The following is a 25,819-nucleotide window of genomic DNA, read 5'->3' as shown; positions in this document are numbered from 1 at the left end:
CATCGCCCGTGAGGTCAGTTCCAGTCCGAGAAGGCGGTGAAACCCCCGGCCTCCGCCAGTTGCTCGGTGACGCCCTCGAGGTCCTCGGGCAGCAGGCTCCACACGATGAAGTCCGTACGGGCCTCGGCCAGGCCGCCGTCCTCGGTGCGCGTACGCGCTATGCACGCGTTGCGCAGTACGCCCTCGCTGATGCAGCCGATCTTCTGGGCGACCTGCTGGGCCGCGGTGTTGTCGGCGGCGGTGCGCAGTTCGATGCGCTCCAGGTGCTGGTTGCGGAAGAGCCACTGGGCCGTGGCGAGCGCGGCCTCGGACGCGTAGCCCTCGCCGCGCGCCCAGGGGGCGACGATGTACGAGAGCTCGGTGGACCGCACGTGCCAGTTGGTGTGGGTGAGCCGGATGGTGCCGACGAGCCGCTGGGTGAGGAACTCGGTGACGGCGAGGTCGAGTCCGGCGCCGCGCGCCCGCCGCCTCGGCACGCCCTCGGCGATCCAGCGGCGGGCACCCTCCTCCGTGAACGGCTGCGGCACCGAGGTCCAGGCGGTGACCAGCTCGTCGTTCATCATCTCCGTGAGCGCGGGTACGTCGTCCTCGTCGAGCGGACGCAGCACCAAGCGCTCCGTGCTGATGGAGATCTCGGGGAAGGTGTTCGTCATGCGCCGCTCCGTAACCTTCGTTGGCCTTCTACCTTCGCGTCGGGCCTCGTGAACTGCCCAGCATGCAGCATGAAGGCACGTAACTGCACATGGGGGCCGCCCCTGTTGCCAGGAGCGGCCCCCATGGAAGGGCGTCGATCGGGTCCCTCAGACGGGGAGCACCGAACCCTTGTACTTGGTCTCGATGAACTTCTTGACCTCGGGTGAAGTCAGCAGCTTCGCCAGCTTCTTGACCCGCGGGTCGTCCTCGTCGCCCTTCTTGACGGCGAGAATGTTGTTGTACGGGTTGTCCTGGACCGACTCCAGAAGGATGGCGTCCTTCTTGAGGTTCAGTCCCGCGTCCATCGCGAAGTTGTTGTTGACCGCGGCCACGTCGACGTCGTCCAACGAGCGGGGCAGCTGGGCCGCTTCGAGCTCCTTGAACTTCAGGCCCTTGGGGTTCTTCGCGACATCCTTGGGCGTCGCGTTCAGGCCGGCGCCCTTCTTGAGCCCGATCACGCCCTGGGAGGCGAGGAGTTCGAGCGCCCTGCCTTCATTGGTGATGTCGTTCGGCAGCGCGACGGTCGCCCCGTCGCGCAGCTTCGTGACGTCCTTCGTCTTCTTGGAGAAGAAGCCGAGCGGCGGCAGATAGACCTGGGTGACCGGCGTGAGCGTCGTGCCCTTGGACTTGTTGAAGTCCTTCAAGTACGGCGTGTGCTGGAACAGGTTGGCGTCGAGCTCGCCCTGCTGGAGCGCGGTGTTCGGCAGGACGTAGTCCGTGAACTCCTTGATCTCCAGGTCGAGTCCGGCCTTCTTGGCCAGCTTCTTCTGTACGTACGTGAGGACTTCACCGGCCGGGGTCGGGGTGGCCCCGACGACCAGCTTCTCGCTCGCGTCCGCCTTGTCGCTGCCGCAGGCCGTGAGGCCGAGGACGAGTGCCCCGGCGATCACGGCGGCGGGAATCGTATACGTACGCATCAGAAGGAGGGGAGCACCGAGCCCTTGTACTTGGTCTCGATGAACTTCTTCACCTCGGGCGACGTCAGGAGCTTCGCGAGCTTCTTGACGCGCGGGTCGTCCTGGTTGCCGTCCTTGATGGCGAGCACGTTGTTGTACTCGTTGTTCTTCGTGGACTCCAGGGCGAGGGCGTCCTTGCCCGGGTTGAGGTCGGCACCGATGGCGTAATTGCCGTTGATCACCGCGGCGTCGACGTCCTTGAGGGAGCGCGGGGTCTGCGCCGCCTCGACCTCCTTGAACTGGAGGTCCTTCGGGTTCTTCGCGATGTCCTGCGGGGTCGCGGTGGACTCCGAGCCCTTCTTGAGGGTGATCAGGTCATTGGCGGCGAGGAAGCGCAGGGCGCGGCTCTCGTTGTCGGCGTCGTTCGGGAGGGCGACGGTGCCGCCCTTCTTGATGCCGTCGATCTTCTTGGCCTTCTGGGAGTAGAGGCCGAGCGGCTCCAGGTGAACGGTGGCGACCGACTTGAGGTGCGTGCCGTTCTTCTTGTTGAAGTCTTCCAGGTAGGGCGTGGTCTGGAAGTAGTTGGCGTCGACCGAACCGTCCTCGGTGGCGTTGTTCGGCGTGACGTAGTCGGTGAACTCCTTGACCTCGAGCTTGAGGCCTGCCTTCTTCGCCAGGTTCTTCTTGATGTAGTTCAGAATCTCGGCGTGCGGGACGGGAGTCGCGGCGACGACCAGCGGGTCGGAGGCCTTGGCCTTGGAGCCTGCATCGTCGTTGCCGGATCCACAGGCCGTCAGACCCAGGGTGAGGGCGCCGGTGGCGAGGACAGCTGCGGTGATCTTGGTGGTGTTACGCACGAAAAGTGCCTTTCTCCATGGGTGGTGCACCCCGCCGGGTGAGGCGGGAGTCAGCTCTGTCGTAAAGAAGCTCGGGTTCAGCGGGTCTCGGCGTCCGCGGCGGCCGGGCCGCCGGGCAGGAAGCCGAGGAGCGCGCGGAAGCGGACCGGGTCGCCGCCCTTGCCCGCGCGGCGGTGCAGGACCCGGGCGCCGCTGTCGCCCGCGAACTGGATGAGCGAGATGACGACGGCGAGGATCGCCACCGTGATCCACATCAGGTTGGCCTCGAAGCGCTGGTAGCCGTAGCGGATCGCGATGTCGCCGAGGCCGCCCGCGCCGACCGTGCCGGCCATGGCCGAGTAGCCGATGAGCGCGACGATCGTCGTGGTGGTCGCCGAGATCAGCGAGGGCAGCGACTCGGGCACGAGGACCTTGCGTACGACGGTCCAGGTGTTGCCGCCCATCGACTGCACGGCCTCGATCAGGCCACCGTCGACCTCGCGCACGGACGTCTCGACGAGCCGCGCGAAGAACGGGATGGCGCCGATGGCCAGCGGCACGATGGCGGCCTCGCGGCCGATGGTGGTGCCGACGACCGCGCGCGTGAAGCCCATCAGGGCGACCATCAGGATGATGAAGGGCATCGAGCGGACGATGTTCACGACCTGCCCGATGACCTTGTTCACCAACGCGTTCTGCAGCAGTCCGCCGCGGTCCGTGAGGACGAGGAGCACACCGAGCGGCAGGCCGACGATGATCGCGATCAGCGTGGACCAGCCGACCATGTAGAAGGTGTCCCAACACGCCTGGGACAGCAGCGGCTGCATCTCCGACCAGGTCACTTGGTGACACCTTCCTTCAGCAGAGCGGCGGGCGCGGTGCCCTGGACGTCGACCTGGAGGCCCTGTTCGCGCAGGAAGCCGATCGGCACGACGTTGTCGTCGTAGCGGCCGGGCAGTTCGATGCGCATGCGGCCGACCTGCTTGCCCGCGACGGTGTCCATCGCGGCGCCGAGGATCGAGATGTCGACGTTGTAGGTGCGGGAGAGCTGCGAGATGACCGGCTGGGTCGTCGACTCGCCGTGGAAGGTGACGTCGATGACGGTGCGGTCGTCGCCGGAGGCCTCGCCGCTGACCGGGAAGAGCGCGGAGGCGAGTTCGGAGCCGGGCGTCGCGAGGAGCTCGCTGACGGTGCCGGACTCGACGATCTGCCCGCGCTCCATGAGGGCGGCGGAGTCGCAGACGGTCTTGACGACGTCCATCTCGTGCGTGATGAGCAGCACGGTCAGGCCGAGCTGCCGGTTGAGGTCGCGCAGGAGCTGGAGGATCGAGCGGGTGGTCTCCGGGTCGAGGGCGCTGGTCGCCTCGTCGGAGAGCAGCACCTTCGGGTCGCCGGCGAGCGCGCGGGCGATGCCGACGCGCTGCTTCTGGCCGCCGGAGAGCTGGGCCGGGTAGGACTTGGCCTTGTCGGCGAGGCCGACCAGGTCGAGCAGTTCCAGCGCCTTGGTGGAGCGTTCCTTGCCCGACTTGCCGAGGATCTCCAGCGGCAGCTCGATGTTGTCCTGCACGGTGCGCGAGGACAGCAGGTTGAAGTGCTGGAAGACCATGCCGATACGGCTGCGCGCCTCGCGCAGTTCCTTGCCTGCGCGCGAGCCGCGGCCGACGAGGGCGGTGAGGTCCTGTCCTGCGACGGTCACGGTGCCGGAGGTCGGACGCTCCAGCAGGTTCACGCAGCGGATCAGCGAGGACTTGCCGGCGCCGGACTGTCCGATGACGCCGTACACCTCGCCTTCGCGCACGTGCAGATCGACGCCGTCGAGGGCGGTGACCTCTCGGCCGCGCGAGCGGTAGACCTTGGTGAGGCCCTTGGTGGTGATCACGTGGGTTTCCGTAGCTGTCGAGTGCGCGGCACGGGTGGCGCCGGGCACGGGGCATTCGTTCGGGAACTTGGCTTGAGTTTCCGGGCGCGCGACAGGTCTCACAGAGGCGGCTGAACCGGTGCGGAGAAGCTGTGCGCGGGGCGGACCCGGTCACGTAGGGGGACGGTTTCTCCCTGCGGAGTCACTCCCTACGGAAAGGGGCGCGCGGGTCTCGCTTCGGGGCGCGAGAACAGGCGTGATGGGGGCCCTCAGAAGGCGCACATTCGACACATACAAGCAGCACCGGGCGTCATGGTCGCCTCGGTCGCAAGGGTGCGGCTGCTCGTCGTGGTCATGTCGGCAAGTAAAGCAGACGTGAGGACGCGAGAGACCCCTGCCGTCCGCTATGCGGACAGCAGGGGCCGGTGTTCCAGGTGGGGTCAGAGCTCGGCGGAGATCTCCACGCCCGCGTCCGTGACCTGCGCGGACACCGCGGAGAGGTCCTTCACCACGACGTCGGCGGAGAGCTCGTCCGCCTCGTGCGTTGTGGTCAACGCCACGGTCTTCATGCCGCCGACGCGGCCGGCGGTGAGACCGGCCGGGGCGTCCTCGAAGACGACGCAGCGCTCCGGGTCCACACCCAGCTTTCCTGCGGCGAGCAGGAACGGCTCGGGGTTGGGCTTGCCGTGCGTGATGTCGTCCGCGGCGATCAGCAGCGGCGTCCTGATCCCGACGGCCGCGAGGCGGGCCTCGGCGAGGCGGCGGGTGGCGGAGGTGACGACGGCCCAGCGCTCGTCGGGGAGCGAGGTGAGCAGGTCGAGCGTGCCGGGCAGGACGTGGGTGCCGCCGTTGGGCACGTCCTCGACCTCGAGCTCCTCGATGCGGGCGACGGCGCCCGGGACCTTCTCGGCGGGCAGCAGGTCGGCCGCGATCTCGGCGGCGGGGCGGCCGTGCAGCTCGACGGCGGCGAAGGCCTCGGCGGTGATCCCGTACTCCTCGGCCCAGCGGGTCCAGCAGCGGTACACCGACTCCATCGACGAGAGCAGGGTTCCGTCGTTGTCGAACAGCAGGGCGTCAGCGGTGATCTTCATATGTCCCGAGGGTACGGGTCACCCCGGGGTCGAGCGCATCGGGTCTTTTGGCCCGTAATAGGCTCACGGCCATGCTTGATGTCCTGACCCTGGTGACGGGTCTCGCCGCGCTGGCGCTCGCGGCCTGGTGCGGTTTCGCCGCGTATCGCGACCAGCCGACCAAGGACTGGCACTTCATCGGCATGGCCGTGGTGTCGGTGCTCGCGCTGGTGCAGCTGGTGGTCGGGATCGTGCAGCTCGCGCGTGGCGAGAAGCCGGACCAGGGCACGACGATCTTCGTCGCGTATCTCATCGGGGCATTCGCCTGCGTTCCGGCCGCGGGCTTCATGTCGCTCGCCGAGCGGACCCGCTGGGGTTCGGTGACGGTCGCCGCGGGCGGCGTGGTGCTCGCCGTCCTCGAGGTGCGGCTCTTTGACATCTGGGGAGGCTGAGGTGGCTGTGACCGCTGAAGAGAAGGACAACAAGCGGAGCCGCCTCATCAGCGGACCCGGCATGCTGCTCGTGTGGCTGTACGGCGTGATGGTCGTCGGGGCCGTGTCGCGCTCGGCGGTGCAGATCTCCACCGAGTTCGACAAGGCGCCGCTGGCGTACTCGCTGTCGGCGGTGGCGGGGCTCGTGTACGCCTTCATCACGTACTCGCTGGTGCGTGGCGGGGACAAGGCTCGGCGGGCCGCATTCGTGTGCTGCGCCCTGGAGTTGGCGGGCGTGCTGATCGTCGGTACGTGGACGCTGGTGGAGCCGTCCGCGTTCCCGGACGCGACCGTGTGGTCGGACTTCGGGATGGGCTATCTGTTCATCCCGGTGCTGCTGCCGCTGAGCGCGATGTACTGGCTGCGCAAGGGTGTGCTGCAGCGGCAGCAGCCGGAGGGCTGACCCTCAGGCGCTCGCCACGAACGCGTTCGCCGCGGCGCCCGCGGTCTCGGTGTCCTTGGCCAGCGTGACCACGGTGAGGCGGTCGTCGACCCGCTGCGTGGACACGGCCGCGTAGCCGTGCTGGCGGTACAGGCGCAGGTTGTGGTCGCTGCGGTGGCCGGTGAACAGCTGGAAGCGCTTGGCCGTGCCCGTCGCCCCCAACTTCGCCTCCACGGAGGCGAGCAGCCGGCCGCCCAGGCCGTGCCGCTGCATGCGCGGGTGGACGATCAGCTTGTTGATGTGCGCCGTGCCGTCGGCGTCGACCGTGCCGCGCACGGACGCCACCACCTCGTCGCCGAGGCGCGCCACGAGCACGGTGCCGCTGCCGAGTTCGGCCCTGATCGAGGTCAGGGACTGTGTGAGCGGCTCGATCGAGTAGTCCCCGTAGAGCTGTGCCTCGCTCTGGTAGCAGAGGTACTGCAGCTTGAGGATCTGTTCGGCATCCGTTTCGGTCGCCGCAGAGATGGTCACGCTCATGCCCATGTGTGCATGCCTCCCGCTCACCTGTTCCGCCGGTTGTCCTTCACCCTTTTCCCCGGCGAGCCGTGAGCGCAACCTCGGTGGGCAGGATTCTGCGCAGGCATCCCAGACATCTGGAACGTTCCGGCCCAAGGCTGCCCTGTGAGATACCCAACTCGCCCGCGATCTCACGGTAAGTGAGGTCTTGCGGGGACAGCAGCGCATCGATGAGGCGCCGACAGCGGCCGGGCAGCCGGCGCACCGCACTGCGCAGCGCCCGGTCGCGTTCGCGGGCGAGCGCGCGGCATTCGGGGTCGACGGCGGCCGGATCGGCGGCGGGCCGCAGGCCGTACGGAAGTTCGCGCAGTTCCGTACTCCGTTGGAGGCGGGCCTCGGCGCGGACCGCCTCGCGGAGCCAGGCGGCGGGGTCGGCCGGTGCGCCCTGGGTGCCGAGGTGTTCCAGGAGGCGGACCCAGACGGCCTGTTCGAGGTCGCCCGGGTCGCCGGCCGCGCCCGGGAGTTCGGCACGGACCTCGGCCGCGAGGAGGGGGCGCAGAGGCTCGATCACGGTGTCGTACGTCATGTACGGCGGGACGGGGCCGCCCCGGCGGCCGGTTGCCGGGGCGGCCGGGTCTCACTCCAACCGGCGCCCGGGGGCCACCCGTTGACGCCGGGGGGTCACCCGTTGACGAAGTCCTCGCGGGCGAGGAGCGCCGTGTCGCAGTTGTCCGAGAAGACGCCGTCGATACCGGTCTCGTAGTACGCCTTGAAGGCGCCGAACGCGTCGCCGTACGCGTTCGGGTCGGTGCCCTTCTTGAAGTCGGCCGGCAGGAAGGTGTTCTCGTTGCGCATCGTGTACGGGTGCAGGACGAGGCCCGCCTTGTGCGCGTCCCTGACCAGGGTCGTGGGCTGGGTCAGCTTGCCCGACGAGTCCTTCGGGATGATCAGGTCGAGCGTCGGGCCGATGCCGTTCGCGTACTTCGCGATCTCCGCGAGCCCCTTGGGCGTGATCAGGTCGGCGACGGTGCGCGGGTCGCCGGTGTCCACGAAGTCGTACGGGCGCGAGTTCGCCGTGGACAGGAGGACGGCCAGCGGGTTGTCGACCAGCTTGTTCATGCGCTGGATGCTCGTCGGCTCGAACGACTGGATGATGACGGGCGAGTTGCGCCTGTTCAGCTTGTGCGCCCGCAGCACCTTGGCGACGCGCTCCTCCAGGGCGAGGTTCTGCTTGCGGAAGTAGGTGGGGTGCTTGAGCTCCGGGTAGATCCACACCTCGCGGCCGAGCTTCTTGCTCTGCTCGGCGCGCCAGCGCAGGACCTCCTCGAAGGTGGGGATCTCCCAGCGGCCGTCGTAGAGCGTGTTGTGCTGGCGGGTGCCCGGGATGCGCTCCTTGGCCCGCAGCGTCTTCAGTTCGGCGAGCGTGAAGTCCTCGGTGAACCAGCCGGTGGTGGCCACCCCGTCGAGGCTCTTCGTCGTCTTGCGGTCGGCGAACTCGGGGTGGGCCGACACATTGGTCGTGCCCCCGATTTCCGGTTCGTGACGGCATACGAGATGCCCGTCCTTGGTCGGGCAGAGGTCGCCGGCCTCGATGATGTGCGCGCCCATGTCGAGCGCCAGCTGGTACGAGCCGAGGGTGTGCTCCGGCCGGTAGCCACTGGTGCCGCGGTGCGCGATGACCGTGGGCACGGGGAGGCCCGCGAGACCCTTGTTCATGTTATTCGCGCCACTTTCTCTGTCGGCGGCTCTCGCCGTTCCGGACGCTCCGAGTGCCGTGACTCCCGCGCCGAGGACCGCGGCGCCGAGCAACGAGCGCCGGCCGAGCGCCGCGATGCCGCGCGGCTGCTGCTCCCCCTGTGCGGCCTGTGACTTCTCGTTCCCCTTGTTCCCCATGAAGAACTCCTCCCACCAAGTACTGCCTTGCACCTGTCAAAGCGAGACCGATCGTAGGCGTGGGGAAGTGACGAGTGGGAGACCCTGGACGGAACGTCAGGGTGATGCGGCATGGCGTCCGGGCGTTACCGGGGCATCAACGGGGCGCAAACTTCGGTCAACTCCACGTATCCAGTCGGTGAACCCGATGTGCAACGGGTACTCGTCCGCGAGTATCGTCCTCACCTGCACAGACTCCTCAGTCCAAACCAGGTACCCATCCCTGCTCATTCCTTGACATCGGAGGGCTCGTTGTCCCGCTTCGCGCTCATCAAGGCAGTGCTCGGTCCGATCATGCGCCTGATGTTCCGCCTGCGTGTGGAAGGCGCAGAGAAGATCCCGGGGAGCGGTCCCGTCATTCTGGCGGGCAACCACCTGACGTTCATCGACTCGATGCTGCTGCCGCTCGTCTGTGACCGGCAGGTCTTCTTCATCGGCAAGGACGAGTACGTCACCGGCAAGTCCCTCAAGGGCCGCCTCATGGCGTGGTTCTTCACCGGGGTCGGCATGATCCCGGTCGACCGCGACGGGGCGAACGGCGGTGTGGCCGCGCTGATGACCGGCCGCCGGATCCTGGAGGAGGGCAACATCTTCGGGATCTACCCCGAGGGCACGCGCTCCCCCGACGGCCGCCTGTACCGCGGCCGGACCGGTATCGCCCGGCTGACGTTGATGACGGGTGCGCCCGTCGTCCCCTTTGCCATGATCGGCACGGACAAGTTGCAGCCCGGGGGTGCGGGGATTCCGCGGCCGGGGAAGGTGACCGTGCGGTTCGGCGAGCCGATGGAGTTCTCCCGCTACGACGGGATGGGGCGTGACCGGTACGTCCTGCGGGCCGTGACGGACTCGGTCATGACCGAGGTGATGCGGCTGTCCGGCCAGGAGTACGTAGACATGTACGCCTCGAAGGCCAAGGCGGCGTAGTCCTTTTTACGGGTGTGTGGACCCGGTCGACCGGAGCTTTCCGGTCGACCGGGTCTTTTGCTGCGGCACCGGCCTCCGCTCGCGGGGCTCCGCCCCGGACCCCGCTGCTCAATCGCCGCAGGGGCTTGAAATCCGGTTACTGTTCCAGGCGTTGGCCGCGGAGGAGGAACCATGCCGCCACCGACGTCGCCAGCAGGACCGCCGCGCCGATGCCCGCCGCTACCTGGAGGCCGTCCACGAAGGCGGACTGTGCGCCGTTGAGGAGGGCCTCGCCCTGGGCCGCCGGGAGGCCGGCCGACGCCTCGACCGCCCCGCCGAGCGAGTCGTGCGCCGCCACCGCGACGTCCTCCGGCGTACCCGCCGGAACCGTGAACCCCGAGTAGACGCCGGTCACGATCGAGCCGAGCAGCGCGATACCGAGCGCCGTACCGAGTTCGTACGCCGTCTCGGACACCGCCGACGCCGCACCCGCCTGCTCCTTGGGCACGCTGGAGAGGATCACGTCGGCCGTCACCGTGAACGAGAAGCCCGCGCCGACACCGACGACGAGCAGCACCACGCCCAGCAGCGGATACCCGGTCGACTGGCTCAGCGTGGTGAGCGCGGCGAGGGCCAGGCCCACCGCCGCGAGCCCGCCCGCGACCACGGAACGTACGGAGAAGCGCCTCGCCACCGTACCGGCGACCAGACCGGCCGCCACCGCTCCCACCGCGGCGGGGAGTTCGGCGAGCCCCGCCTCGAACGGCGCACGCCCCTGCACCAGTTGCAGGAACTGGGAGAGGAAGAAGACCAGGCCCGCGAGCCCGAGGATCGTCAGCAGGTCGGCCAGGACCGCGCCCGAGAAGCCGCGGTTGCGGAACAGGTGCATGTTCAACAGCGGCGCCTGGAGCGTGAGTTGGCGGCGTACGAACCACACGAGCGCCGCCACGCCGACCACCGCCGACGCGCCCACACCGAGGCCGAAGCCGTGCGCGGCCGCCTCCTTCACCGCGTAGACGACGCCGATCATGCCGACGAGGGACAGCACCACGCTCAGCAGGTCCCACGGACCCGGCACCGGGTTCTTCGACTCGGGAATGAGCTTCGCGCCGACGATCACCAGAATCGCCATCACCGGCAGGTTGATCAGGAAGACCGAGCCCCACCAGAAGTGCTCGAGCAGGAACCCGCCGACGACAGGACCGACCGCCGCGCCCGCCGAGGCCATGGCACCCCAGATGCCGATGGCCAGCGAACGCTCGCGCGGGTCGTGGAAGATGTTGCGGATCAGCGCCAGCGTGGACGGCATCAGGGTCGCGCCCGCGACACCCAGCAGGGCGCGCGCCAGGATCATCATCTCGGGCGTCGTCGCGTACGCGTTGAGCACCGAGACCGCGCCGAAGGCGACCGCTCCCACAAGGAGCAGCTTCTTGCGGCCGATGCGGTCGCCGAGGCTGCCCATCGACACCAGCAGGCCGGCGATGACGAACGAGTAGACGTCACCGATCCAGAGCAGCTGCGTGCCGGAGGGCTTCAGGTCCTCGCTGATGTACGGGGTCGCGAGGCCGAGGACGGTCGCGTCCACGGCGACGAGCAGCACGGCCAGCACGAGGACGGAGAGGGCGAGCCACCGCGCGGGACGGGACTCCACCACCTCCGCCGCAGGGGTGCGCTGTGGTGTGCTGGTCATGGTTCCACTCTCCGAAGTGCGCCGCCGAGCAGCAGCTCGACGATCATGAATTGGAAGTCCTTCGCCGCGACGCGGCCGTCCTGTACGGCCCAGGCACCGCTGCCGATGAGGCCGTAGAGCGCCTCGGTCAGCCAGGCGGGTGTCAGATCGATCCGGAACTCGCCCGTCTCCTGTCCGCGCCGGAACAGTGCCTCTATGCGGGAGTCCAGGTGGGCCCAGCCCTCGTGCTGCTGCTCCCCCTCGAAGAGCTGGTTCTCCGTGACGAGGAAGGCGAGGAGCGGCGCCGACGGCTCGACCTCGCGGATGAGGCGCCGCAGCGCGTCCGCGGCCGGCCCCTCGTCGAGCCGGGCACGGTCGAGCGCCGACTCGCACTCGGCGATGCCGAGCGCCTCCAGCGCGCGGACCAGCGCGTCCCGGCCCGCGAACTGGCGGTGCAGCGTCGCGCGGCTGATGCCGGCGGCCCGCGCCACCTCGTCCATGGTGGCCGTGGACCTGCGGGTCAGCAGGGCGGCAGCGCTGTGCAGTACCTGAGCGCGATCGACTGTCATGAGACAAGAGTACGTCACATGAGACATGAATGTCTCATCGATTCGAGAGGCGGCCATGCGAGGGGAGGCCGTCACGCCTGGCCGGTACTCCAGTAGCCGGTGCCCTGACGCAGTGTTACGACTGTCGGGACGTCCGACTCTCTGGAGGTACCGGCATGGGGTGCTGCATCTTCGCGGCGATGGCCGCCATCGGGCCACGGGTGGCCCTGGTCATCACGTGGCTGTTCACCAACCTCGTGGACCGCGCCTTCACTGGCGTTCTGCTGCCGCTCATCGGCCTGGTCCTGCTGCCGTGGACGACCTTGGGGTACGTCCTCGCGTACGCCCCCGTGGTCGGTGTCGGCGGGATCGGCTGGGTGGTCATCGTCTTCGGTCTGCTGCTCGACCTGTCGAGCTACGGAGGCGGGGCGCGGGCGCGCCGCTGACGCCCCGCCCGTACACATACGCGTACACGCCGAAGGGCCCGGTTCGTCCACGGATGGACGAACCGGGCCCTTCTCGGTACCCGCGAGGGCCTACTTCTTGGCGTCGGCCCAGGTGCGCTGCACCGTCAGGTCCTGCTTGACCTCGGCGAGCTGGACGGCGACCGCGCTCGGCGCCGTGCCACCGCGGCCCGAGCGGGAGGCCAGGGCGCCCGGAACGTTGAGCACCGAGCGGACCTCGGGCTTGAGGTGCTCGGAGATCTTGGCGAACTGCTCGTCGGTGAGGCCGTCGAGCTCCTTGCCCTCCGACTCGGCGACCTTGACGCACTCGCCCGCGACATCGTGCGCGACACGGAACGGCACGCCCTGCTTCACGAGCCACTCGGCGATGTCCGTGGCGAGCGAGAAGCCGGCCGGGGCCAGCTCCTCCATGCGCTCCCGGTTGACCGTGAGCGTGGCCAGCATGCCGGTGAACGCCGGGAGCAGCAGAGCCAACTGGTCGCAGGAGTCGAAGACCGGCTCCTTGTCCTCCTGGAGGTCACGGTTGTACGCGAGCGGGAGCGCCTTGAGCGTCGCCATCAGGCCCGTGAGGTTGCCGATGAGGCGGCCCGACTTGCCGCGCGCCAGCTCCGCGATGTCCGGGTTCTTCTTCTGCGGCATGATCGACGAGCCGGTGGAGAAGGCGTCGTGGAGCGTGACGAAGGAGAACTCCTTCGTGTTCCACAGGATGATCTCCTCGGCGATCCGCGAGAGGTTCACGCCGATCATCGCGGTGATGAAGGTGAACTCGGCGACGAAGTCACGAGAGGCCGTGCCGTCGATGGAGTTGGCGGAGCTGCCGTGCTCGAAACCGAGGTCCCGCGCCACCGCCTCCGGGTCGAGGCCGAGGCTGCTGCCCGCCAGGGCTCCGGAGCCGTACGGCGAGACGGCCGTCCGCTCGTCCCACTGGCGCAGCCGCTCCGCGTCCCGGGACAGGGACTGGACGTGCGCCAGGACGTGGTGGGCGAAGAGCACCGGCTGGGCGTGCTGGAGGTGCGTACGACCCGGCATCGCGACGTCGGAGTGCGCCTCCGCGAGCCCGACGAGGGCCTCCTGGAGGTCGGCGATCAGGCCACCGATGGCGCGGGCCTCGTCGCGCAGGTACATCCGGAAGAGCGTCGCCACCTGGTCGTTGCGCGAGCGGCCCGCGCGCAGCTTGCCGCCGAGGTCCGGGCCGAGGCGCTCGAGGAGGCCGCGCTCGAGGGCGGTGTGCACGTCCTCGTCGGCGATCGTGCCGACGAAGGAGCCGTCCGCGACGTCCGTCTCCAGCTCGTCGAGGCCGGCGATCATGCGGGTCAGCTCGTCCTCGGTGAGCAGTCCCGCCTTGTTGAGCACGCGCGCGTGGGCACGGGAGCCCGCGATGTCGTACGGGGCGAGGCGCCAGTCGAAGTGGACGGAGGCGGAGAGTTTCGCCAGGGCCTCGGCCGGGCCGTCGGCGAACCGGCCGCCCCAGAGGCGGACATCGCCGGTGTTGCTGCTCACGTGCTCTGCTCCTCGGGCCGGTGGATCTGAATGCCGGTGCGTTTGTCGTTGTGCATGATTATGCAGGGTCCTGCATGATTCGTCAATCGTGCCCCGGACTGCCGGTGCGGAGCCGGCGGACATCTCGCCGTACGGAACCTTCTACGAAGGAAGCGTGCACCGGGCATCATCCCGGTATGGGAAAAAGTCATGAGCGCATAGACGGCCGGCTGCGCACGTTCATCGAGGACCAGCCGGTCTTCTTCACCGCGACCGCCCCGCTCTCCGACGACGGTACGGTCAACCTCTCCCCCAAGGGCCTCAAGGGCTCGTTCGCCGTGCTCGACGAACGGACCGTCGGCTACCTGGACTTCGCCGGTTCCAACGCGGAGACCATCGCCCACCTGCGCGAGAACGGCCGGATCACGCTGATGTGGTGCGCGTTCCAGGGACCGCCCAACATCGTCCGGGTGCACGGCCGCGGCGAGCCCGTGTTCCGCGACGACCCCCGCTTCGCCGAGCTGCTCGGCCACTTCCCCGACATCGACCCGACCCGCAACGGGCTGCGCGCGATCATCGTCGTGCACGCCGAACACATCCGCGACACCTGCGGCTACGCCGTGCCCTTCATGACGTACGACGAGGACCGCGACCTGCACGGCAGGCGCTTCGAGCGCGAGGACGACGCGGGGCTCGACGCGTACTTCCAGAAGAAGGAGTACATCGCGAAGAGCCTGGACGGACTGCCCGGGCTGCCGTTGCCGCTGCCGCCCGCTACGTTCTGACCCATGCGCCCTATTCGAGCAGGTATCGCCACCGCCGTCGCCGCCTGCGCCGCCCTCGGTGCGGCCCCCTCCACCTCCGCCGCCGCCGACCCGCTGCCCGCCCGCATGGCGGACACGGGCGGCGGTCGCCAGCTGATCACCGCGCAGGCGCCCCGCACGTCCTCGACCACCGGCACCGTCACCTGGTGGGACCGGGGCGCGAACGGCCGCTGGGTGAAGGCCGGTTCGGCGCCCGCGCGCTTCGGGGCGAAGGGGCTCGTGGCGGGGAGCAAGCGCAAGCAGGGCACCAACACGACGCCGACCGGCCTCTACGACCTGCCCTTCGCGTTCGGCGTCAAGGCGGCACCCGAGGGGACCCGGACGACGTACCGGCGCGTGCACCGCGACTCCTGGTGGTGCCAGGACAACGCCTCCCGCTCGTACAACCGCTGGACCGAGCCGCGCCCCCGCGACTGCCGCGCCGCCGAGTCCGAGCGCCTCGCCGACTACGCGACGCAGTACGCGCACGCGCTCGTGGTCGGCTTCAACTACTACCGTCCCGTGCACGGCCGCGGAGCCGGAATCTTCCTGCACGTCAACGGGCGCGGGGCCACGGCCGGTTGCGTGTCCGTACCAAAGGACGCCATGCGCCGGATCCTGACCTGGGCGCACCCCGAGCGGTCCCCGCACATCGCGATCGGGACGGCGGGCGGGGCGACGGCCATCACCCGGTACTGAGACGGCAATCCCCCGGTACTGAGACCTCAATCATCCGGTACTGATACGTATACGGACATGGGCACCCATGCCGGTACCGGCTCTCGTGTAGGGACCACATAACGAGACGGGGTTGCGCGGATTCGCCGCCGAGGCGTTGCATCGCCCGGTGCGAAGCGAATCCGAACAGACGTCCCCCGACTCCCCCGCAGCGGAGACCGCCGACGAGGCCGAGGCCGGGCCCGCAGCCGGGACGGCCGTGGAGAGCGGGGCCACCGACCGCGCCGCCCGGCTCGCGGTCACCGTCTTCCCCGTGCTCGTCCTCGTCGCGGGCGCCTGGGGGCTCGCCTCCCCCGGCACGTTCGCCGGCTGGGGCACCAACGTGCCCTACCTGCTGGGCGTCGTGATGTTCTGCATGGGCCTCACCATGACCCTCACGGACTTCAAGGGCGTCGCGCAGCGGCCGTGGGCCGTAGGGCTCGGGCTCGTCGCGCACTACGTGATCATGCCGGGGCTCGGCTGGGCGATCGCCCACGCGCTCGGCCTGTCCCCGCAGTTGGCGGCCGGTGTCATCCTCGTCGGCTGCGCGCCCAGCGGCACCGCGTCCAACGTCGTGACGTATCTGGCGCGCGGCGACGTCGCCCTTTCGGTGTCCGTGGCGACCGTCTCCACCGTGCTCGCGCCGCTGATCACGCCGCCGCTGACGCTGCTGCTCGCGGGGGCGTACCTGCCGGTGGACGCCGGCTCGATGATGACGGACATCCTGAAGACCGTGCTGCTCCCGGTGATCGCGGGCCTGGTCGTGCGGCTCGTGCTCGGCCGGTACGTCGACCGGCTGCTCAAGGTGCTGCCGTGGCTGTCCGCGCTGACCATCGCCGTGATCGTGGCCGTGGTGGTGGCGGGAAGCGCCGACGCCATCAAGTCGGCCGCCGCCCTCGTCATGGTCGCGGTGGTGCTGCACAACGGCCTCGGCCTCGCGCTCGGCTACGGCGCCGGAAAGCTCGGCCGGCTCGGCAAGCCCGCGTCGCGCGCCATGGCCTTCGAGGTCGGCATGCAGAACTCGGGCCTCGCGGCCTCCCTCGCCACGGCCCACTTCAGCCCCCTGGCCGCGCTGCCCGCCGCCGTGTTCTCGGTCTGGCACAACGTGTCGGGCGCGCTGGTCGCGGCGTGGATGTCGTACCGGGCGAGGGCCGCCGAGAAGAAGTAGGCCCCCGGCACCGGAGCGCATCGAAGAAGCCGACCAAGTCGACACCGGCCAGGTATCCGAAAAGATGACTGGACAGGTGTAGACAGGTCGGCTTCTTCGTGTCTACCTTCTAGACATGCCTGGACAGGTTCACAAGCATCACCGCGTCGCCCACGTCCTCGCCGAGGAGATCCGTACGGGCGTCCACGCCGACGGCAGCAAGCTGCCCGGTGAGCACGCGCTGCGGGAGCGCTTCGGGGTCAGCCGGACGACCGTGCGGCAGGCTCTCGGCGTCCTTGGCGAACAGGGACTCATCGAGACGCACGCCGGCATCGGGTCGATCGTCACGTTCGACGGCGCCCCGCTCGACCAGCATCTCGGCTGGACCAGGGCGCTGGCCGCCCAGGGCACCGAGCTGACGACGCAGACCCTGCGCTTCGAGCGGATACAGGATGTGGCGCTCGCCGCCGAACTCGGCCTGGAGAGCCCGGAGTTCATCGCCCTCGACCGCGTACGCCGGCTGTCCGACGGGCACGGTGTCTCGCTGGAGTTCAGCCGGGTGCCCGCCGTCGGGCCGCTGGCCGATCTGGTCGAGCGCGGGCTCGACGGCGGCTCCCTGGACCAGACGCTCGCCGCGGCGGGCCGGGTCCGCGACTCCAGTGACGCGCACATCGCCGTCGCCGGACTCGACGACGCCGACGCCGCGGCCCTGCGCCGCTCCCCCGGTGATTCCTTCCTCCGCGTCGCCCAGGTGTTCCGCGACGCGGACGGGGGCGTGGTCGAGCAGGTCACGAGCCTGCTCGACCCGTCCCGGTTCCAACTGCACGTACGTACCGGCCGAGGAGGCCAACCGTGAGTACCACCCCCGATCCCGCCCTCTTCGACCGCGCCGCCGGTGCCTTCTACGGGCTCGCGCTCGGCGACGCGCTCGGCATGCCGACCCAGGTCATGTCCCGTGAGGACGTCGTCCGCGTCTACGGCACGCTGAGCGGCTTCGAGCCCGCCCAGCCCGACAACCCGGTCAGTGCCGGGATGCCTGCCGGGTCCGTCACGGACGACACCGACCAGGCCGTCATCGTGGCGCGGCTGATCGTGGAGGGCGGCGGGCACGTCGACCCGCTGCGGTTCGCCGAGGAACTCCTGTCCTGGGAGCGGGAGATGAAGGCCAAGGGGTCGTTCGACCTGCTGGGCCCCTCGACCAAGGCGGCGCTCGACGCCGTGGACCGGGGCGCCGACCCCAAGGAGGCCGGAAAGTACGGCACGACGAACGGCTCCGCCATGCGCGTCGCGCCAGTCGGCATCGCCTACTCCTACGGCCCCGACGACACCGAGCCCTTCCTGGACCGGGTCGTCGAGTCCTGCCAGGTCACGCACGACACGAACATCGGTATCGCGGGCGCGGCGGCCGTCGCCGCGGCCGTCTCCACCGGTGTCGCGGGCGGCACCCTCGATGACGTCTTCGACGCCGCGATCGCCGCCTCCGAGGCCGGTGCCCGGCGCGGTCACTGGGTCGCGGGCGCCAGCATCTCGGCGCGGATCGCCTCGGTGCGCGAGCTGGTCGCGGGCCTCGACGAGACCGCCGCGCTCGACCGTGTCGTCGCGCTCATCGGCACCAGCGTCGCCAGCCAGGAGTCGGTCCCCGCGGCGTTCGCGGTGCTCGCGCTGACCGGCGGCGACCCGTGGCGGTCCACGCTCCTCGCGGCGAACCTCGGCGGCGACAGCGACACGATCGCCGCGATCGCCGGCGCGATCGCCGGTTCCCTGCACGGCCTCACCGCCCTGCCCGCCGACGCCGTACGCACCCTGCGCGAGGTCAACGGGCTCGACCTGGAGCCGCTGACGAGGCAGCTGCTCACCTACCGGACCAACCGCTGACGGACCTCACCCCGTCCGCACCGAGCAAGAGCAAGGAGGTTCCGCCATGGCCGATTCAACGAAGAACGACCGCGTCGGCACCGTGGAGACCCGGGGGATCGAACCGGTCCCCGACAGCGAGCGGCACGGCCACGCGAGCCAGATGTTCTGGACGTGGTTCGCCGCCAACATCTCGATCCTCGGGCTGCCGCTCGGCGCGACGCTCGTCGCCTTCCGCGGCCTGAACATCTGGCAGGCCGTGATCGTCGCGGTCGTCGGCTCGGTGGGCTCCTTCGCGCTGGTCGGCGCTCTCAGCCTGGCCGGCAAGAAGGGCGGCGCGCCCGCCCTGACCCTGTCGCGCGCGGTGTTCGGCCAGCGCGGCAACCACGGGCCCACGCTGATCAGCTGGCTCAGCCGGGTCGGCTGGGAGACGATCACCACGACCACGGCGGCGTACGCGCTGCTCGCTCTGCTCAACACGCTCTTCGGGTTCGGCCAGGGCACCGTCCTCACCCTGATCTGTCTGCTGGTCTTCATCGCCTGCACGCTGCTGATCAGTGGGCTCGGGCACGCCACGATCATGTGGATCAACAAGTGGGCGACGGTGGCCTTCGGGATCCTGAACCTGGTCGTGATGGGCTTCCTCGTCGCGACCGTCGACTGGTCGAAGGTCCTCGACGCCCCGGCCGGACCGCTCAGCGGTGTCATCGGGGGCATCGGCTTCATCGCCGCGGGCACCGGCATCGGCTGGGCCAACGCCGGTGCGGACTACGCCCGTTACCTGCCGCGGTCCATCCCGGGCGGGCGGCTCGTGCAGGCCTCCGCGTTCGGCGCGGGCATCCCGCTGGTGCTGCTGATCTCGCTGGGCTCGCTGCTCACGGCGGGCGATCCGACGCTCGCGACGTCGTCCGATCCGGTCGCGGCGATCAACGCGATGCTGCCGTCGTGGATGGCCGTGCCGTATCTGATCGCGGCGTTCGGCGGGCTGCTGATGTCCAATCACCTGTCCACGTACTCGGCCGGGTTGACGATGATCACGCTCGGTCTGCGGGTGCCGCGGGCCTGGGCGGTCTGCGTGGATGTCGCCCTGATGTTCCTCGGCGGCGTCTACTTCATGCTGATCGCGGGCGACTTCTACGGCCCGTTCAGTACGTTCCTTACGCTGCTCGCCGTGCCGATCTCGGCATGGATCGGGGTCATCGTCGTCGACATGGCCCGGGGCCGGAGTTACGACACCGAGGCCGTGATGAACACCGGCCGCACCAGCCGCTACTGGTACACCGGCGGTTTCCATCTGCCCGCCGTCGTCGCGTGGGTGGTGGCGATCGTGGCCGGGCTGCTGTTCACCACGGCCTCGACCAGCGCGGACGACGTGTGGTTCAAGGGCCCGCTGGCCGGGTCCTGGCTCGGCACCAACGGGCTCGGCTGGCTCGTCGCGATCGTCGTGGGCGGTGTGCTGTACGCGCTGCTCGGGCGCCGCACGAAGGTGACCCTCGACTCCGCCGACACCGATTCCGCCGCTTTCAAGGAGGCCACACGATGACCGCCGACTCCCGTGTCGTTCTCGCCGGGAACGTCATCGCCGATCTCGTCATCGACGTACCCGCCCTCCCGGAGCGGGGTGGCGATGTCATCGGTACGCGTACGGAGCTGTACGCGGGCGGCGGCTTCAATACGCTCACGGCGGCGCGGCGGCTGGGCGCCGAAGCGGTGTACGCGGGGCTTCATGGCACCGGTCCCTATGGGGAGTTGGTGCGCTCCGCGCTCGCCGCGGAGGGTATCGGGACGGTACTTCCGGTGCGGACGGACGGCGACACCGGGTTCTGTGTCGCGCTCGTCGACGGGGGCGGTGAGCGGACGTTCGTGACCAGTTTCGGCGTCGACGCGCGGATGACGCCGGGCGAGGCGGCGGCGATCGGCGGAGCCGTGCGCGGCGGTGACCTGGTGCAGGTGTCCGGGTACGGGCTTGTCATGGAGGTCAACGGGCCGTTGCTCGCGCAGATGGTGGCGGGTCTCCCCGATGACGTACGGGTCTGTTTCGATCCGGCGCCGCTGGTGGCGGACATTCCGGCCGAGGTCCTCGAACCGGTTCTTGCCCGTACGGACTGGCTGAGCTGCAATGCGCGCGAGGCCGGGATCCTGGCCGGGGGTGCCGATCCGCGGGAGGCGGCGGCCGCCTTGCGGGGGCGGTTGCGGGATGGGGCGGGGGTGTTGGTGCGGGCCGACAAGGACGGGTGTTGGTTGGCTTCGCCGGGGGCGGGGGACGTGGTGCATGTGCCTGGTTTCCCCGTTGATGCCGTGGACAGCAATGGGGCCGGGGATGCGCATGTGGGTGCGTTCTTGGCGTTGCTGGGGCGGGGCGTCGACGCGGTGGATGCTGCGCGGGGGGCCAATGCGGCGGCGGCGTTGGCGGTGACGCGGCGGGGGCCGGCCACCGGGCCCACCGTGGAGGAGCTGGTGGCGTTTCTTGGGGAGGGCCCGGCGCGGGAGTTGGGGCTGGGCTGAGGGTTTACTCTCCCCCAACCCGCCCCTTCCCGAAGACCGGGGCTCCGCCCCGGACCCCGCGCCTCAAACGCCGGCGGGGCTGGGATTAGTGGTCGTTCTGGGCCACGCGGAGCATGTGGTCTGCCAGGGACTGGCCGCCTGCCGGGTCGCGGCTGATCAGCATCACCGTGTCGTCGCCCGCGATCGTGCCGAGGATGACGTGGAGTTCGGCCTGGTCGATGGCCGAGGCCAGGAACTGGGCCGCGCCCGGTGGGGTGCGGAGCACCACCAGGTTCGCCGAGGCCTCCGCCGAGATGAGCAGCTCGCCGGCCAGGCGGCGCATCCGCTCCTCCTTGGCCGATTCGCCGAGCGGGGCCTGCGGGGTGCGGAAGCCGCCCTCGCTGGGCACGGCGTAGATCAGCTCACCACCGGTGTTCCGGATCTTGACCGCGCCCAGCTCGTCCAGGTCGCGGGAGAGCGTCGCCTGTGTGACCGTGAGCCCGTCGTCGGACAGCAGCTTCGCCAACTGGCTCTGGGAGCGCACGGGTTGGCGGTTGAGGATGTCCACTATCCGGCGGTGCCGCGCGGCGCGGGTCTGCGGTACGGCCGACGCCGCGTGCGCCAGGTTCGTGGCCGCGGATACGTCTCTCTCCGCTTTGCTGCTCATCGTCGTCCCATTCTCCTCAGGATCGCCCTTCCGCGTCGGCCGATGCCGTGTCCAGTACGGCGGGCAGCGCCGCGAGGAACGCGTCCGCCTCGGCGTCGCTCAGGTTCAGCGGCGGCATGAGCCGGACGACGTCGGGTGCGGGCGCGTTCACCAGGAAGCCCGCGTCCTGGGCCGCCTGCTGCACCTGCGGTGCGCGCGGCCCGGTGAGCACGATACCCAGCAGCAGGCCCTCGCCCCTGACATGGCCGACCAGCGGGTGGCCGAGGGCCTCGACGCCGGACTTGATGCGCTCGCCGACCGCCTTGGTGTTCTCCAGGAGGCCCTCGCCCGCGATGGTGTCGAGGACCGCGAGGCCGGCCGCGCAGGCGACGGGGTTGCCGCCGAACGTCGTGCCGTGCTGGCCGGGCTTGAGGAGCTTCGCCGTCTCGCCGAAGGCCACCGTCGCGCCGAGCGGAAGGCCGCCGCCGAGGCCCTTGGCGAGCGTGACGACGTCGGGCTCGATGCCCTCATCCGCCTGGTACGCGAACCAGTGCCCGGTCCTGCCGACGCCGGTCTGCACCTCGTCGAGCACGAGCAGGGTGCCGGTGGCCCGGGTGATCTCGCGGGCCGCCTTGAGGTAGCCGGCGGGCGGCACCACGACGCCGTTCTCCCCCTGGATCGGTTCGATGATGACGAAGGCTGTGTCCTCCGTGACGGCCGCCTTGAGCGCTTCCACGTCTCCGTACGGGACGTGTGTGACGTCGCCGGGGAGCGGGGTGAAGCCGTCCTGCTTGCCGGCCTGGCCGGTCAGCGAGAGGGAGCCCATGGTGCGGCCGTGGAAGCCGCCGGTCGTGGCGACCATGTGCGTCCGGCCCGTGAGTCGGCCGATCTTGAACGCGCCCTCGTTGGCCTCGGCGCCCGAGTTGCAGAAGAAGACCGCGCCGTCCCGGCCGAAGAGCTGGAGGAGGCGCTCGGCGAGCGCGACGGGCGGCTCGGCGACGAAGAGGTTCGAGACGTGGCCGAGGGAGGCGATCTGCGTGGAGACCGCTTCGACGATCGCCGGGTGGGCGTGGCCGAGCGCGTTGACCGCGATGCCGCCGACGAAGTCCAGGTACTCCTTGCCGTCGGCGTCCCACAGCTTGGCGCCCGCGCCCTTGACCAGCGGCAGCCTCGGGGTGCCGTAGTTGTTCATCAGGGCGCCCTGCCAGCGCTCCGTCAACTCCTGGTTATCAGTCACGAGTTGCTCTCCCCCTTGTTGTCGCCCTCTTTGTCGGCGATGACCATCGTGCCGATGCCTTCGTCGGTGAAGATCTCCAGCAGGATCGAGTGCTGGACCCGCCCGTCGATGACGCGGGCGGTGTGCACGCCGTTGCGCACGGCGTGCAGGCAGCCCTCCATCTTCGGGACCATGCCGCTCGCCAGCTCCGGGAGCAGCTTCTCGAGTTCGGTGGCGGTGAGCCGGCTGATGACCTCGTCGGAGTGGGGCCAGTCCTCGTAGAGGCCCTCGACGTCGGTCAGCACCATCAGCGTCTCGGCGTCCAGCGCAGCAGCGAGTGCCGCAGCCGCCGTATCAGCATTGACGTTGTAGACATGCGAATCGTCCTGGGAACGGGCGATCGAGGAGACGACCGGGATCCGGCCGTCGGCGAGCAGGGCCTCGATGGCGCCGGTGTCGATCTCGGTGATCTCGCCGACCCGGCCGATGTCGACCAGCTCGCCCTCGATGCGGGGCTGGTGCTTGGTGGCGGTGATGGTGTGCGCGTCCTCGCCGGTGATGCCGACGGCGAGCGGTCCGTGCTGGTTGAGCAGGCCGACCAGCTCGCGCTGCACCTGCCCGGCGAGCACCATCCGTACGACGTCCATGGCGTCCTCGGTGGTGACCCGGAGGCCCGCCTTGAACTCGCTGACGATGCCGTGCCGGTCCAGCGCCCTGCTGATCTGCGGGCCGCCGCCGTGCACCACGACGGGCTTGAGCCCCGCGTGGTGCAGGAAGACGACGTCCTGCGCGAACGCGGCCTTCAGCTCCTCGTCGATCATGGCGTTGCCGCCGAACTTGATGACGACGGTCTTGCCGTGGTGCCGGGTCAGCCAGGGCAGCGCCTCGATGAGCGTCTGGGCCTTGGGGAGCGCGGTGTGCTTCCGCGCTCCGGTCGACTTGGTCTCTTTCGTCTCGCTCATGAGGAGTACGCGCTGTTCTCGTGGACGTAGTCGGCTGTCAGGTCGTTGGTCCAGATCGTCGCGGTCTCGGTGCCCGCGGCGAGGTCGGCGGTGACGACGACCTCCCGGTAGCGCATGTCGACCTTGTCGCGGTCCTCGCCGACGCCGCCGTTCTTGCAGACCCACACGCCGTTGATCGCGACGTTCAGCTCGTCCGGCTCGAAGGTGGCCTTCGTGGTGCCGATCGCGGAAAGGACCCGGCCCCAGTTGGGGTCCTCGCCGTGGATGGCGCACTTGAGGAGGTTGTTCCGGGCGATGGAGCGGCCCACCTCGACGGCCTCGTCCTCGCTCGCGGCGTTGATCACCTCGACCTTGATGTCCTTGCTGGCACCCTCGGCGTCACCGATGAGCTGTCGGCCGAGGTCGTCGCAGACGAGGCGGACGGCCTGGGCGAACTCCTCGTACTCCGGGGTGACTTCGGCGGCGCCGGAGGCGAGCAGCAGCACCGTGTCGTTCGTCGACATGCAGCCGTCGGAGTCGACCCGGTCGAAGGTGACGCGGGTGGCGTCGCGCAGCGCCTTGTCCAGGACCTCGCTGTCGAGGGCGGCGTCCGTGGTGAGGACGACCAGCATGGTGGCGAGGCCGGGGGCCAGCATGCCGGCGCCCTTCGCCATGCCGCCGACGGTCCAGCCCTCGCCCTGGTGCACCGCCGTCTTGTGCACGCTGTCGGTGGTCTTGATGGCGATGGCGGCCTTCTCGCCGCCGTGCTCGGAGAGCTGGGCCGCGGCCTTGTCCACGCCGGGCAGCACCTTGTCCATGGGCAGCAGCTCGCCGATGAGGCCCGTCGACGCGACGGCGACCTCTCCCGCGTTCACCTCGAGGACCTCGGCGACCTTCTCGGCCGTCGCGTGCGTGTCCTGGAAGCCCTTGGGGCCTGTGCAGGCGTTGGCGCCACCGGAGTTGAGGACGACGGCGGAGACGAGGCCGCCCTTGAGGACCTGCTCGGACCAGAGGACCGGGGCGGCCTTGACGCGGTTGGAGGTGAAGACGCCCGCGGCCGCCAGGCGGGGGCCGCGGTTGACCACGAGGGCCAGGTCCGGGTTCCCGCTGTTCTTGATTCCGGCGGCGATGCCCGCGGCCTGGAATCCCTTGGCTGCCGTCACACTCACGGCGCGACTCCGATCGTCGAGAGCCCGGTGGTCTCGTCGAGACCGAGGGCGATGTTCATGGATTGGATGGCACCGCCGGCGGTGCCCTTGGTCAGGTTGTCGATCGCGCTGATGACGATGACGCGGCCCGCGGCTTCGTCGTACGCGACCTGGATCTGCGCCGCGTTCGACCCGTACACGGCGGCCGTCTGCGGCCACTGGCCCTCGGGCAGCAGATTGACGAACGGCTCCTCGCCGTACGCCTTCTCGTACGCGGCCCGCACCTGCTCGGAGGTGACGCCGGGCTTCGCCTTGGCGCTGCACGTGGCGAGGATGCCGCGGGGCATCGGCGCGAGCGTCGGCGTGAAGGAGACGGAGACCCGCTCCCCCGCCGCGGCGCTGAAGTTCTGGATCATCTCGGGGGTGTGCCGGTGACCGCCGCCCACCCCGTACGGCGACATGTTCCCCATGACCTCGCTGCCGAGCAGGTGCGGCTTGGCCGCCTTGCCCGCGCCGGAGGTGCCGGACGAGGCGACGATCACGGCCTCGCTCTCCACGAGCCCCGCCGCGTACGCGGGGACGAGGGCGAGCGAGACGGCCGTCGGGTAGCAACCGGGCACCGCGATGCGCTTGGACCCCTCCAGCACGGCGCGGCCACCCGGCAGTTCGGGAAGGCCGTACGGCCACGTGCCGGCGTGCGGCGAGCCGTAGAACGTCTCCCAGTCGGCGGCGTCCTTCAGCCGGAAGTCGGCGCCCATGTCGACGACGAGGACGTCCGGGCCGAGCTGCTCGGCGACGGCGGCGGACTGCCCGTGCGGCAGCGCCAGGAAGACGACGTCGTGCCCCGCGAGCACCTCCGTCGTGGTCTCCTGGAGGACTCGGTCGGCGAGCGGGAAGAGGTGGGGCTGGAGCGCGCCCAGGCGCTGCCCCGCGTTCGAGTTGCCCGTCAGGGCGCCGATCTCCACCTCCGGGTGGGCGAGCAGCAGGCGCAGCACTTCGCCGCCCGCATATCCACTCGCTCCCGCCACTGCTGCGCGTACCGCCATGGAACCCTCCTCTTGGATGGCATGACTATACGTCTCTGTGCACGTTTATGCAACGAGTGGTGTGATCGCCCCCTGGCGGC

At 69.9% G+C, this 25,819-nt stretch carries 28 protein-coding genes; 11 read left to right on the top strand and 17 right to left on the bottom strand.

Features of this window, described 5'->3' with window-relative positions:
- Nucleotides 1-14: 14 nt before the first annotated feature.
- From OG746_RS33890 to OG746_RS33865, 6 genes are all read right to left on the bottom strand, one after another.
- A complete protein-coding gene (locus OG746_RS33890) occupies nt 15-653 on the bottom strand; it encodes a GNAT family N-acetyltransferase (RefSeq protein ID WP_266721675.1) in 639 nt (212 codons plus the stop codon).
- A gap of 147 nt (nt 654-800) precedes the next feature.
- Nucleotides 801-1,610, bottom strand: coding sequence for a MetQ/NlpA family ABC transporter substrate-binding protein (locus OG746_RS33885; protein ID WP_266721673.1), 810 nt, complete (start codon nt 1,608-1,610; stop codon nt 801-803).
- Nucleotides 1,610-2,446 carry a MetQ/NlpA family ABC transporter substrate-binding protein gene (locus OG746_RS33880; protein ID WP_266721671.1) on the bottom strand — a complete coding sequence of 279 codons (837 nt, stop codon included), beginning with the start codon at nt 2,444-2,446 and terminating at the stop codon, nt 1,610-1,612. Before OG746_RS33880 ends, OG746_RS33885 begins: the two co-directional genes overlap by 1 nt.
- A gap of 77 nt (nt 2,447-2,523) precedes the next feature.
- Nucleotides 2,524-3,267: a methionine ABC transporter permease gene (locus OG746_RS33875; protein WP_266721669.1), complete on the bottom strand. Its 744-nt coding sequence runs from the start codon at nt 3,265-3,267 to the stop codon at nt 2,524-2,526.
- Nucleotides 3,264-4,304 carry a methionine ABC transporter ATP-binding protein gene (locus OG746_RS33870; protein ID WP_266721667.1) on the bottom strand — a complete coding sequence of 347 codons (1,041 nt, stop codon included), beginning with the start codon at nt 4,302-4,304 and terminating at the stop codon, nt 3,264-3,266. The genes OG746_RS33875 and OG746_RS33870 overlap by 4 nt, the downstream gene beginning before the upstream one ends.
- Nucleotides 4,305-4,723: 419 nt before the next feature.
- Nucleotides 4,724-5,374 (bottom strand): HAD-IA family hydrolase, encoded by a 651-nt coding sequence (locus tag OG746_RS33865; RefSeq protein ID WP_266721665.1) that lies wholly within the window; start codon nt 5,372-5,374, stop codon nt 4,724-4,726.
- A 71-nt stretch (nt 5,375-5,445) separates the two neighbouring features.
- Here OG746_RS33865 and OG746_RS33860 point away from each other — a divergent pair, with 71 nt between their 5' ends.
- On the top strand, nt 5,446-5,805 hold the full coding sequence (locus OG746_RS33860; RefSeq protein WP_266721663.1) for a hypothetical protein: 360 nt from the start codon (nt 5,446-5,448) through the stop codon (nt 5,803-5,805).
- Nucleotides 5,786-6,247, top strand: coding sequence for a hypothetical protein (locus OG746_RS33855; protein WP_524540511.1), 462 nt, complete (start codon nt 5,786-5,788; stop codon nt 6,245-6,247). Before OG746_RS33860 ends, OG746_RS33855 begins: the two co-directional genes overlap by 20 nt.
- Nucleotides 6,248-6,250: 3 nt before the next feature.
- Here OG746_RS33855 and OG746_RS33850 read toward each other — a convergent pair whose 3' ends face one another.
- The 3 genes from OG746_RS33850 to OG746_RS33840 all read right to left on the bottom strand — a co-directional run bounded on the left by OG746_RS33850 (nt 6,251) and on the right by OG746_RS33840 (nt 8,635).
- Nucleotides 6,251-6,769 (bottom strand): GNAT family N-acetyltransferase, encoded by a 519-nt coding sequence (locus tag OG746_RS33850; RefSeq protein ID WP_266721661.1) that lies wholly within the window; start codon nt 6,767-6,769, stop codon nt 6,251-6,253.
- 40 nt (nt 6,770-6,809) lie between these two features.
- Nucleotides 6,810-7,328 carry an RNA polymerase sigma factor gene (locus OG746_RS33845; protein ID WP_266721659.1) on the bottom strand — a complete coding sequence of 173 codons (519 nt, stop codon included), beginning with the start codon at nt 7,326-7,328 and terminating at the stop codon, nt 6,810-6,812.
- Between the two features lie 95 nt (nt 7,329-7,423).
- Complete coding sequence (locus OG746_RS33840) at nt 7,424-8,635, bottom strand: glycerophosphodiester phosphodiesterase (RefSeq protein ID WP_266721657.1); 1,212 nt, start codon at nt 8,633-8,635, stop codon at nt 7,424-7,426.
- Between the two features lie 273 nt (nt 8,636-8,908).
- On the opposite strand from OG746_RS33840, the gene OG746_RS33835 reads away from it, so the two are divergent.
- The gene (locus OG746_RS33835) at nt 8,909-9,598 is read left to right on the top strand and encodes a lysophospholipid acyltransferase family protein (RefSeq protein WP_266721655.1); all 690 of its coding nucleotides are present in this window, start codon (nt 8,909-8,911) and stop codon (nt 9,596-9,598) included.
- A 136-nt stretch (nt 9,599-9,734) separates the two neighbouring features.
- Here OG746_RS33835 and OG746_RS33830 read toward each other — a convergent pair whose 3' ends face one another.
- Both OG746_RS33830 and OG746_RS33825 read right to left on the bottom strand, forming a co-directional pair.
- Nucleotides 9,735-11,267 (bottom strand): MFS transporter, encoded by a 1,533-nt coding sequence (locus OG746_RS33830; RefSeq protein WP_266721653.1) that lies wholly within the window; start codon nt 11,265-11,267, stop codon nt 9,735-9,737.
- Nucleotides 11,264-11,815: a TetR/AcrR family transcriptional regulator gene (locus OG746_RS33825; RefSeq protein ID WP_266721651.1), complete on the bottom strand. Its 552-nt coding sequence runs from the start codon at nt 11,813-11,815 to the stop codon at nt 11,264-11,266. Before OG746_RS33825 ends, OG746_RS33830 begins: the two co-directional genes overlap by 4 nt.
- A 155-nt stretch (nt 11,816-11,970) precedes the next feature.
- On the opposite strand from OG746_RS33825, the gene OG746_RS33820 reads away from it, so the two are divergent.
- On the top strand, nt 11,971-12,240 hold the full coding sequence (locus tag OG746_RS33820; protein WP_266721649.1) for a hypothetical protein: 270 nt from the start codon (nt 11,971-11,973) through the stop codon (nt 12,238-12,240).
- Nucleotides 12,241-12,330: 90 nt separating this feature from the next.
- Here the strand turns inward: OG746_RS33820 and argH are convergent, their stop codons facing one another.
- Nucleotides 12,331-13,758, bottom strand: a complete 1,428-nt coding sequence (gene argH / locus OG746_RS33815) for an argininosuccinate lyase (RefSeq protein ID WP_266721647.1) — start codon at nt 13,756-13,758, stop codon at nt 12,331-12,333.
- Nucleotides 13,759-13,934: 176 nt separating this feature from the next.
- Between argH and OG746_RS33810 the strand changes: the two genes are divergently transcribed.
- The 7 genes from OG746_RS33810 to OG746_RS33780 all read left to right on the top strand — a co-directional run bounded on the left by OG746_RS33810 (nt 13,935) and on the right by OG746_RS33780 (nt 20,763).
- Complete coding sequence (locus OG746_RS33810; protein WP_266721645.1) at nt 13,935-14,522, top strand: pyridoxamine 5'-phosphate oxidase family protein; 588 nt, start codon at nt 13,935-13,937, stop codon at nt 14,520-14,522.
- Nucleotides 14,523-14,525: 3 nt separating this feature from the next.
- Nucleotides 14,526-15,239, top strand: coding sequence for a L,D-transpeptidase family protein (locus tag OG746_RS33805; RefSeq protein ID WP_266721643.1), 714 nt, complete (start codon nt 14,526-14,528; stop codon nt 15,237-15,239).
- Nucleotides 15,240-15,387: 148 nt separating this feature from the next.
- Complete coding sequence (locus OG746_RS33800) at nt 15,388-16,425, top strand: bile acid:sodium symporter family protein (protein WP_524540510.1); 1,038 nt, start codon at nt 15,388-15,390, stop codon at nt 16,423-16,425.
- 115 nt (nt 16,426-16,540) lie between these two features.
- Nucleotides 16,541-17,260 (top strand): GntR family transcriptional regulator, encoded by a 720-nt coding sequence (locus OG746_RS33795; protein ID WP_266721641.1) that lies wholly within the window; start codon nt 16,541-16,543, stop codon nt 17,258-17,260.
- Nucleotides 17,257-18,279: an ADP-ribosylglycohydrolase family protein gene (locus OG746_RS33790; protein ID WP_266721640.1), complete on the top strand. Its 1,023-nt coding sequence runs from the start codon at nt 17,257-17,259 to the stop codon at nt 18,277-18,279. The genes OG746_RS33795 and OG746_RS33790 overlap by 4 nt, the downstream gene beginning before the upstream one ends.
- A gap of 46 nt (nt 18,280-18,325) precedes the next feature.
- Nucleotides 18,326-19,801 (top strand): purine-cytosine permease family protein, encoded by a 1,476-nt coding sequence (locus OG746_RS33785; RefSeq protein ID WP_266721638.1) that lies wholly within the window; start codon nt 18,326-18,328, stop codon nt 19,799-19,801.
- On the top strand, nt 19,798-20,763 hold the full coding sequence (locus OG746_RS33780; RefSeq protein ID WP_266721636.1) for a PfkB family carbohydrate kinase: 966 nt from the start codon (nt 19,798-19,800) through the stop codon (nt 20,761-20,763). Before OG746_RS33785 ends, OG746_RS33780 begins: the two co-directional genes overlap by 4 nt.
- Nucleotides 20,764-20,848: 85 nt before the next feature.
- Here OG746_RS33780 and OG746_RS33775 read toward each other — a convergent pair whose 3' ends face one another.
- From OG746_RS33775 to argC, 5 genes are read right to left on the bottom strand one after another with little or no spacing between them, the layout of a single operon-like run.
- The gene (locus OG746_RS33775) at nt 20,849-21,409 is read right to left on the bottom strand and encodes an arginine repressor (RefSeq protein ID WP_266721634.1); all 561 of its coding nucleotides are present in this window, start codon (nt 21,407-21,409) and stop codon (nt 20,849-20,851) included.
- A 16-nt stretch (nt 21,410-21,425) separates the two neighbouring features.
- Nucleotides 21,426-22,580: an acetylornithine transaminase gene (locus OG746_RS33770; protein ID WP_266725599.1), complete on the bottom strand. Its 1,155-nt coding sequence runs from the start codon at nt 22,578-22,580 to the stop codon at nt 21,426-21,428.
- 41 nt (nt 22,581-22,621) lie between these two features.
- Nucleotides 22,622-23,566, bottom strand: a complete 945-nt coding sequence (gene argB, locus OG746_RS33765; protein WP_266721632.1) for an acetylglutamate kinase — start codon at nt 23,564-23,566, stop codon at nt 22,622-22,624.
- On the bottom strand, nt 23,563-24,714 hold the full coding sequence (gene argJ, locus OG746_RS33760; protein ID WP_266721630.1) for a bifunctional glutamate N-acetyltransferase/amino-acid acetyltransferase ArgJ: 1,152 nt from the start codon (nt 24,712-24,714) through the stop codon (nt 23,563-23,565). The genes argB and argJ overlap by 4 nt, the downstream gene beginning before the upstream one ends.
- Nucleotides 24,711-25,739: an N-acetyl-gamma-glutamyl-phosphate reductase gene (gene argC / locus OG746_RS33755; RefSeq protein ID WP_266721628.1), complete on the bottom strand. Its 1,029-nt coding sequence runs from the start codon at nt 25,737-25,739 to the stop codon at nt 24,711-24,713. Before argC ends, argJ begins: the two co-directional genes overlap by 4 nt.
- Between the last annotated feature and the right edge of the window lie 80 nt (nt 25,740-25,819).

Origin of the sequence: Streptomyces sp. NBC_01016, from assembly GCF_026341035.1 — a bacterium.
Classification (GTDB): Bacteria; Actinomycetota; Actinomycetes; order Streptomycetales; family Streptomycetaceae; genus Streptomyces.
This window is presented reverse-complemented; position numbering and strand designations above follow the sequence as displayed.

What these genes read in the sequence shown, in the direction of transcription:
- OG746_RS33890 (WP_266721675.1), bottom strand. Translation starts at nt 653, where the DNA reads ATGACGAACACCTTCCCCGAGATCTCCATCAGCACGGAGCGCTTGGTG.
- OG746_RS33885 (WP_266721673.1), bottom strand. Translation starts at nt 1,610, where the DNA reads ATGCGTACGTATACGATTCCCGCCGCCGTGATCGCCGGGGCACTCGTC.
- OG746_RS33865 (WP_266721665.1), bottom strand. Translation starts at nt 5,374, where the DNA reads ATGAAGATCACCGCTGACGCCCTGCTGTTCGACAACGACGGAACCCTG.
- OG746_RS33860 (WP_266721663.1), top strand. Translation starts at nt 5,446, where the DNA reads ATGCTTGATGTCCTGACCCTGGTGACGGGTCTCGCCGCGCTGGCGCTC.
- OG746_RS33850 (WP_266721661.1), bottom strand. Translation starts at nt 6,769, where the DNA reads ATGGGCATGAGCGTGACCATCTCTGCGGCGACCGAAACGGATGCCGAA.
- OG746_RS33845 (WP_266721659.1), bottom strand. Translation starts at nt 7,328, where the DNA reads ATGACGTACGACACCGTGATCGAGCCTCTGCGCCCCCTCCTCGCGGCC.
- OG746_RS33840 (WP_266721657.1), bottom strand. Translation starts at nt 8,635, where the DNA reads ATGGGGAACAAGGGGAACGAGAAGTCACAGGCCGCACAGGGGGAGCAG.
- OG746_RS33830 (WP_266721653.1), bottom strand. Translation starts at nt 11,267, where the DNA reads ATGACCAGCACACCACAGCGCACCCCTGCGGCGGAGGTGGTGGAGTCC.
- OG746_RS33825 (WP_266721651.1), bottom strand. Translation starts at nt 11,815, where the DNA reads ATGACAGTCGATCGCGCTCAGGTACTGCACAGCGCTGCCGCCCTGCTG.
- OG746_RS33820 (WP_266721649.1), top strand. Translation starts at nt 11,971, where the DNA reads ATGGGGTGCTGCATCTTCGCGGCGATGGCCGCCATCGGGCCACGGGTG.
- OG746_RS33810 (WP_266721645.1), top strand. Translation starts at nt 13,935, where the DNA reads ATGGGAAAAAGTCATGAGCGCATAGACGGCCGGCTGCGCACGTTCATC.
- OG746_RS33805 (WP_266721643.1), top strand. Translation starts at nt 14,526, where the DNA reads ATGCGCCCTATTCGAGCAGGTATCGCCACCGCCGTCGCCGCCTGCGCC.
- OG746_RS33795 (WP_266721641.1), top strand. Translation starts at nt 16,541, where the DNA reads ATGCCTGGACAGGTTCACAAGCATCACCGCGTCGCCCACGTCCTCGCC.
- OG746_RS33785 (WP_266721638.1), top strand. Translation starts at nt 18,326, where the DNA reads ATGGCCGATTCAACGAAGAACGACCGCGTCGGCACCGTGGAGACCCGG.
- OG746_RS33780 (WP_266721636.1), top strand. Translation starts at nt 19,798, where the DNA reads ATGACCGCCGACTCCCGTGTCGTTCTCGCCGGGAACGTCATCGCCGAT.
- OG746_RS33775 (WP_266721634.1), bottom strand. Translation starts at nt 21,409, where the DNA reads ATGAGCAGCAAAGCGGAGAGAGACGTATCCGCGGCCACGAACCTGGCG.
- OG746_RS33770 (WP_266725599.1), bottom strand. Translation starts at nt 22,580, where the DNA reads ATGAACAACTACGGCACCCCGAGGCTGCCGCTGGTCAAGGGCGCGGGC.
- argB (WP_266721632.1), bottom strand. Translation starts at nt 23,566, where the DNA reads ATGAGCGAGACGAAAGAGACCAAGTCGACCGGAGCGCGGAAGCACACC.
- argC (WP_266721628.1), bottom strand. Translation starts at nt 25,739, where the DNA reads ATGGCGGTACGCGCAGCAGTGGCGGGAGCGAGTGGATATGCGGGCGGC.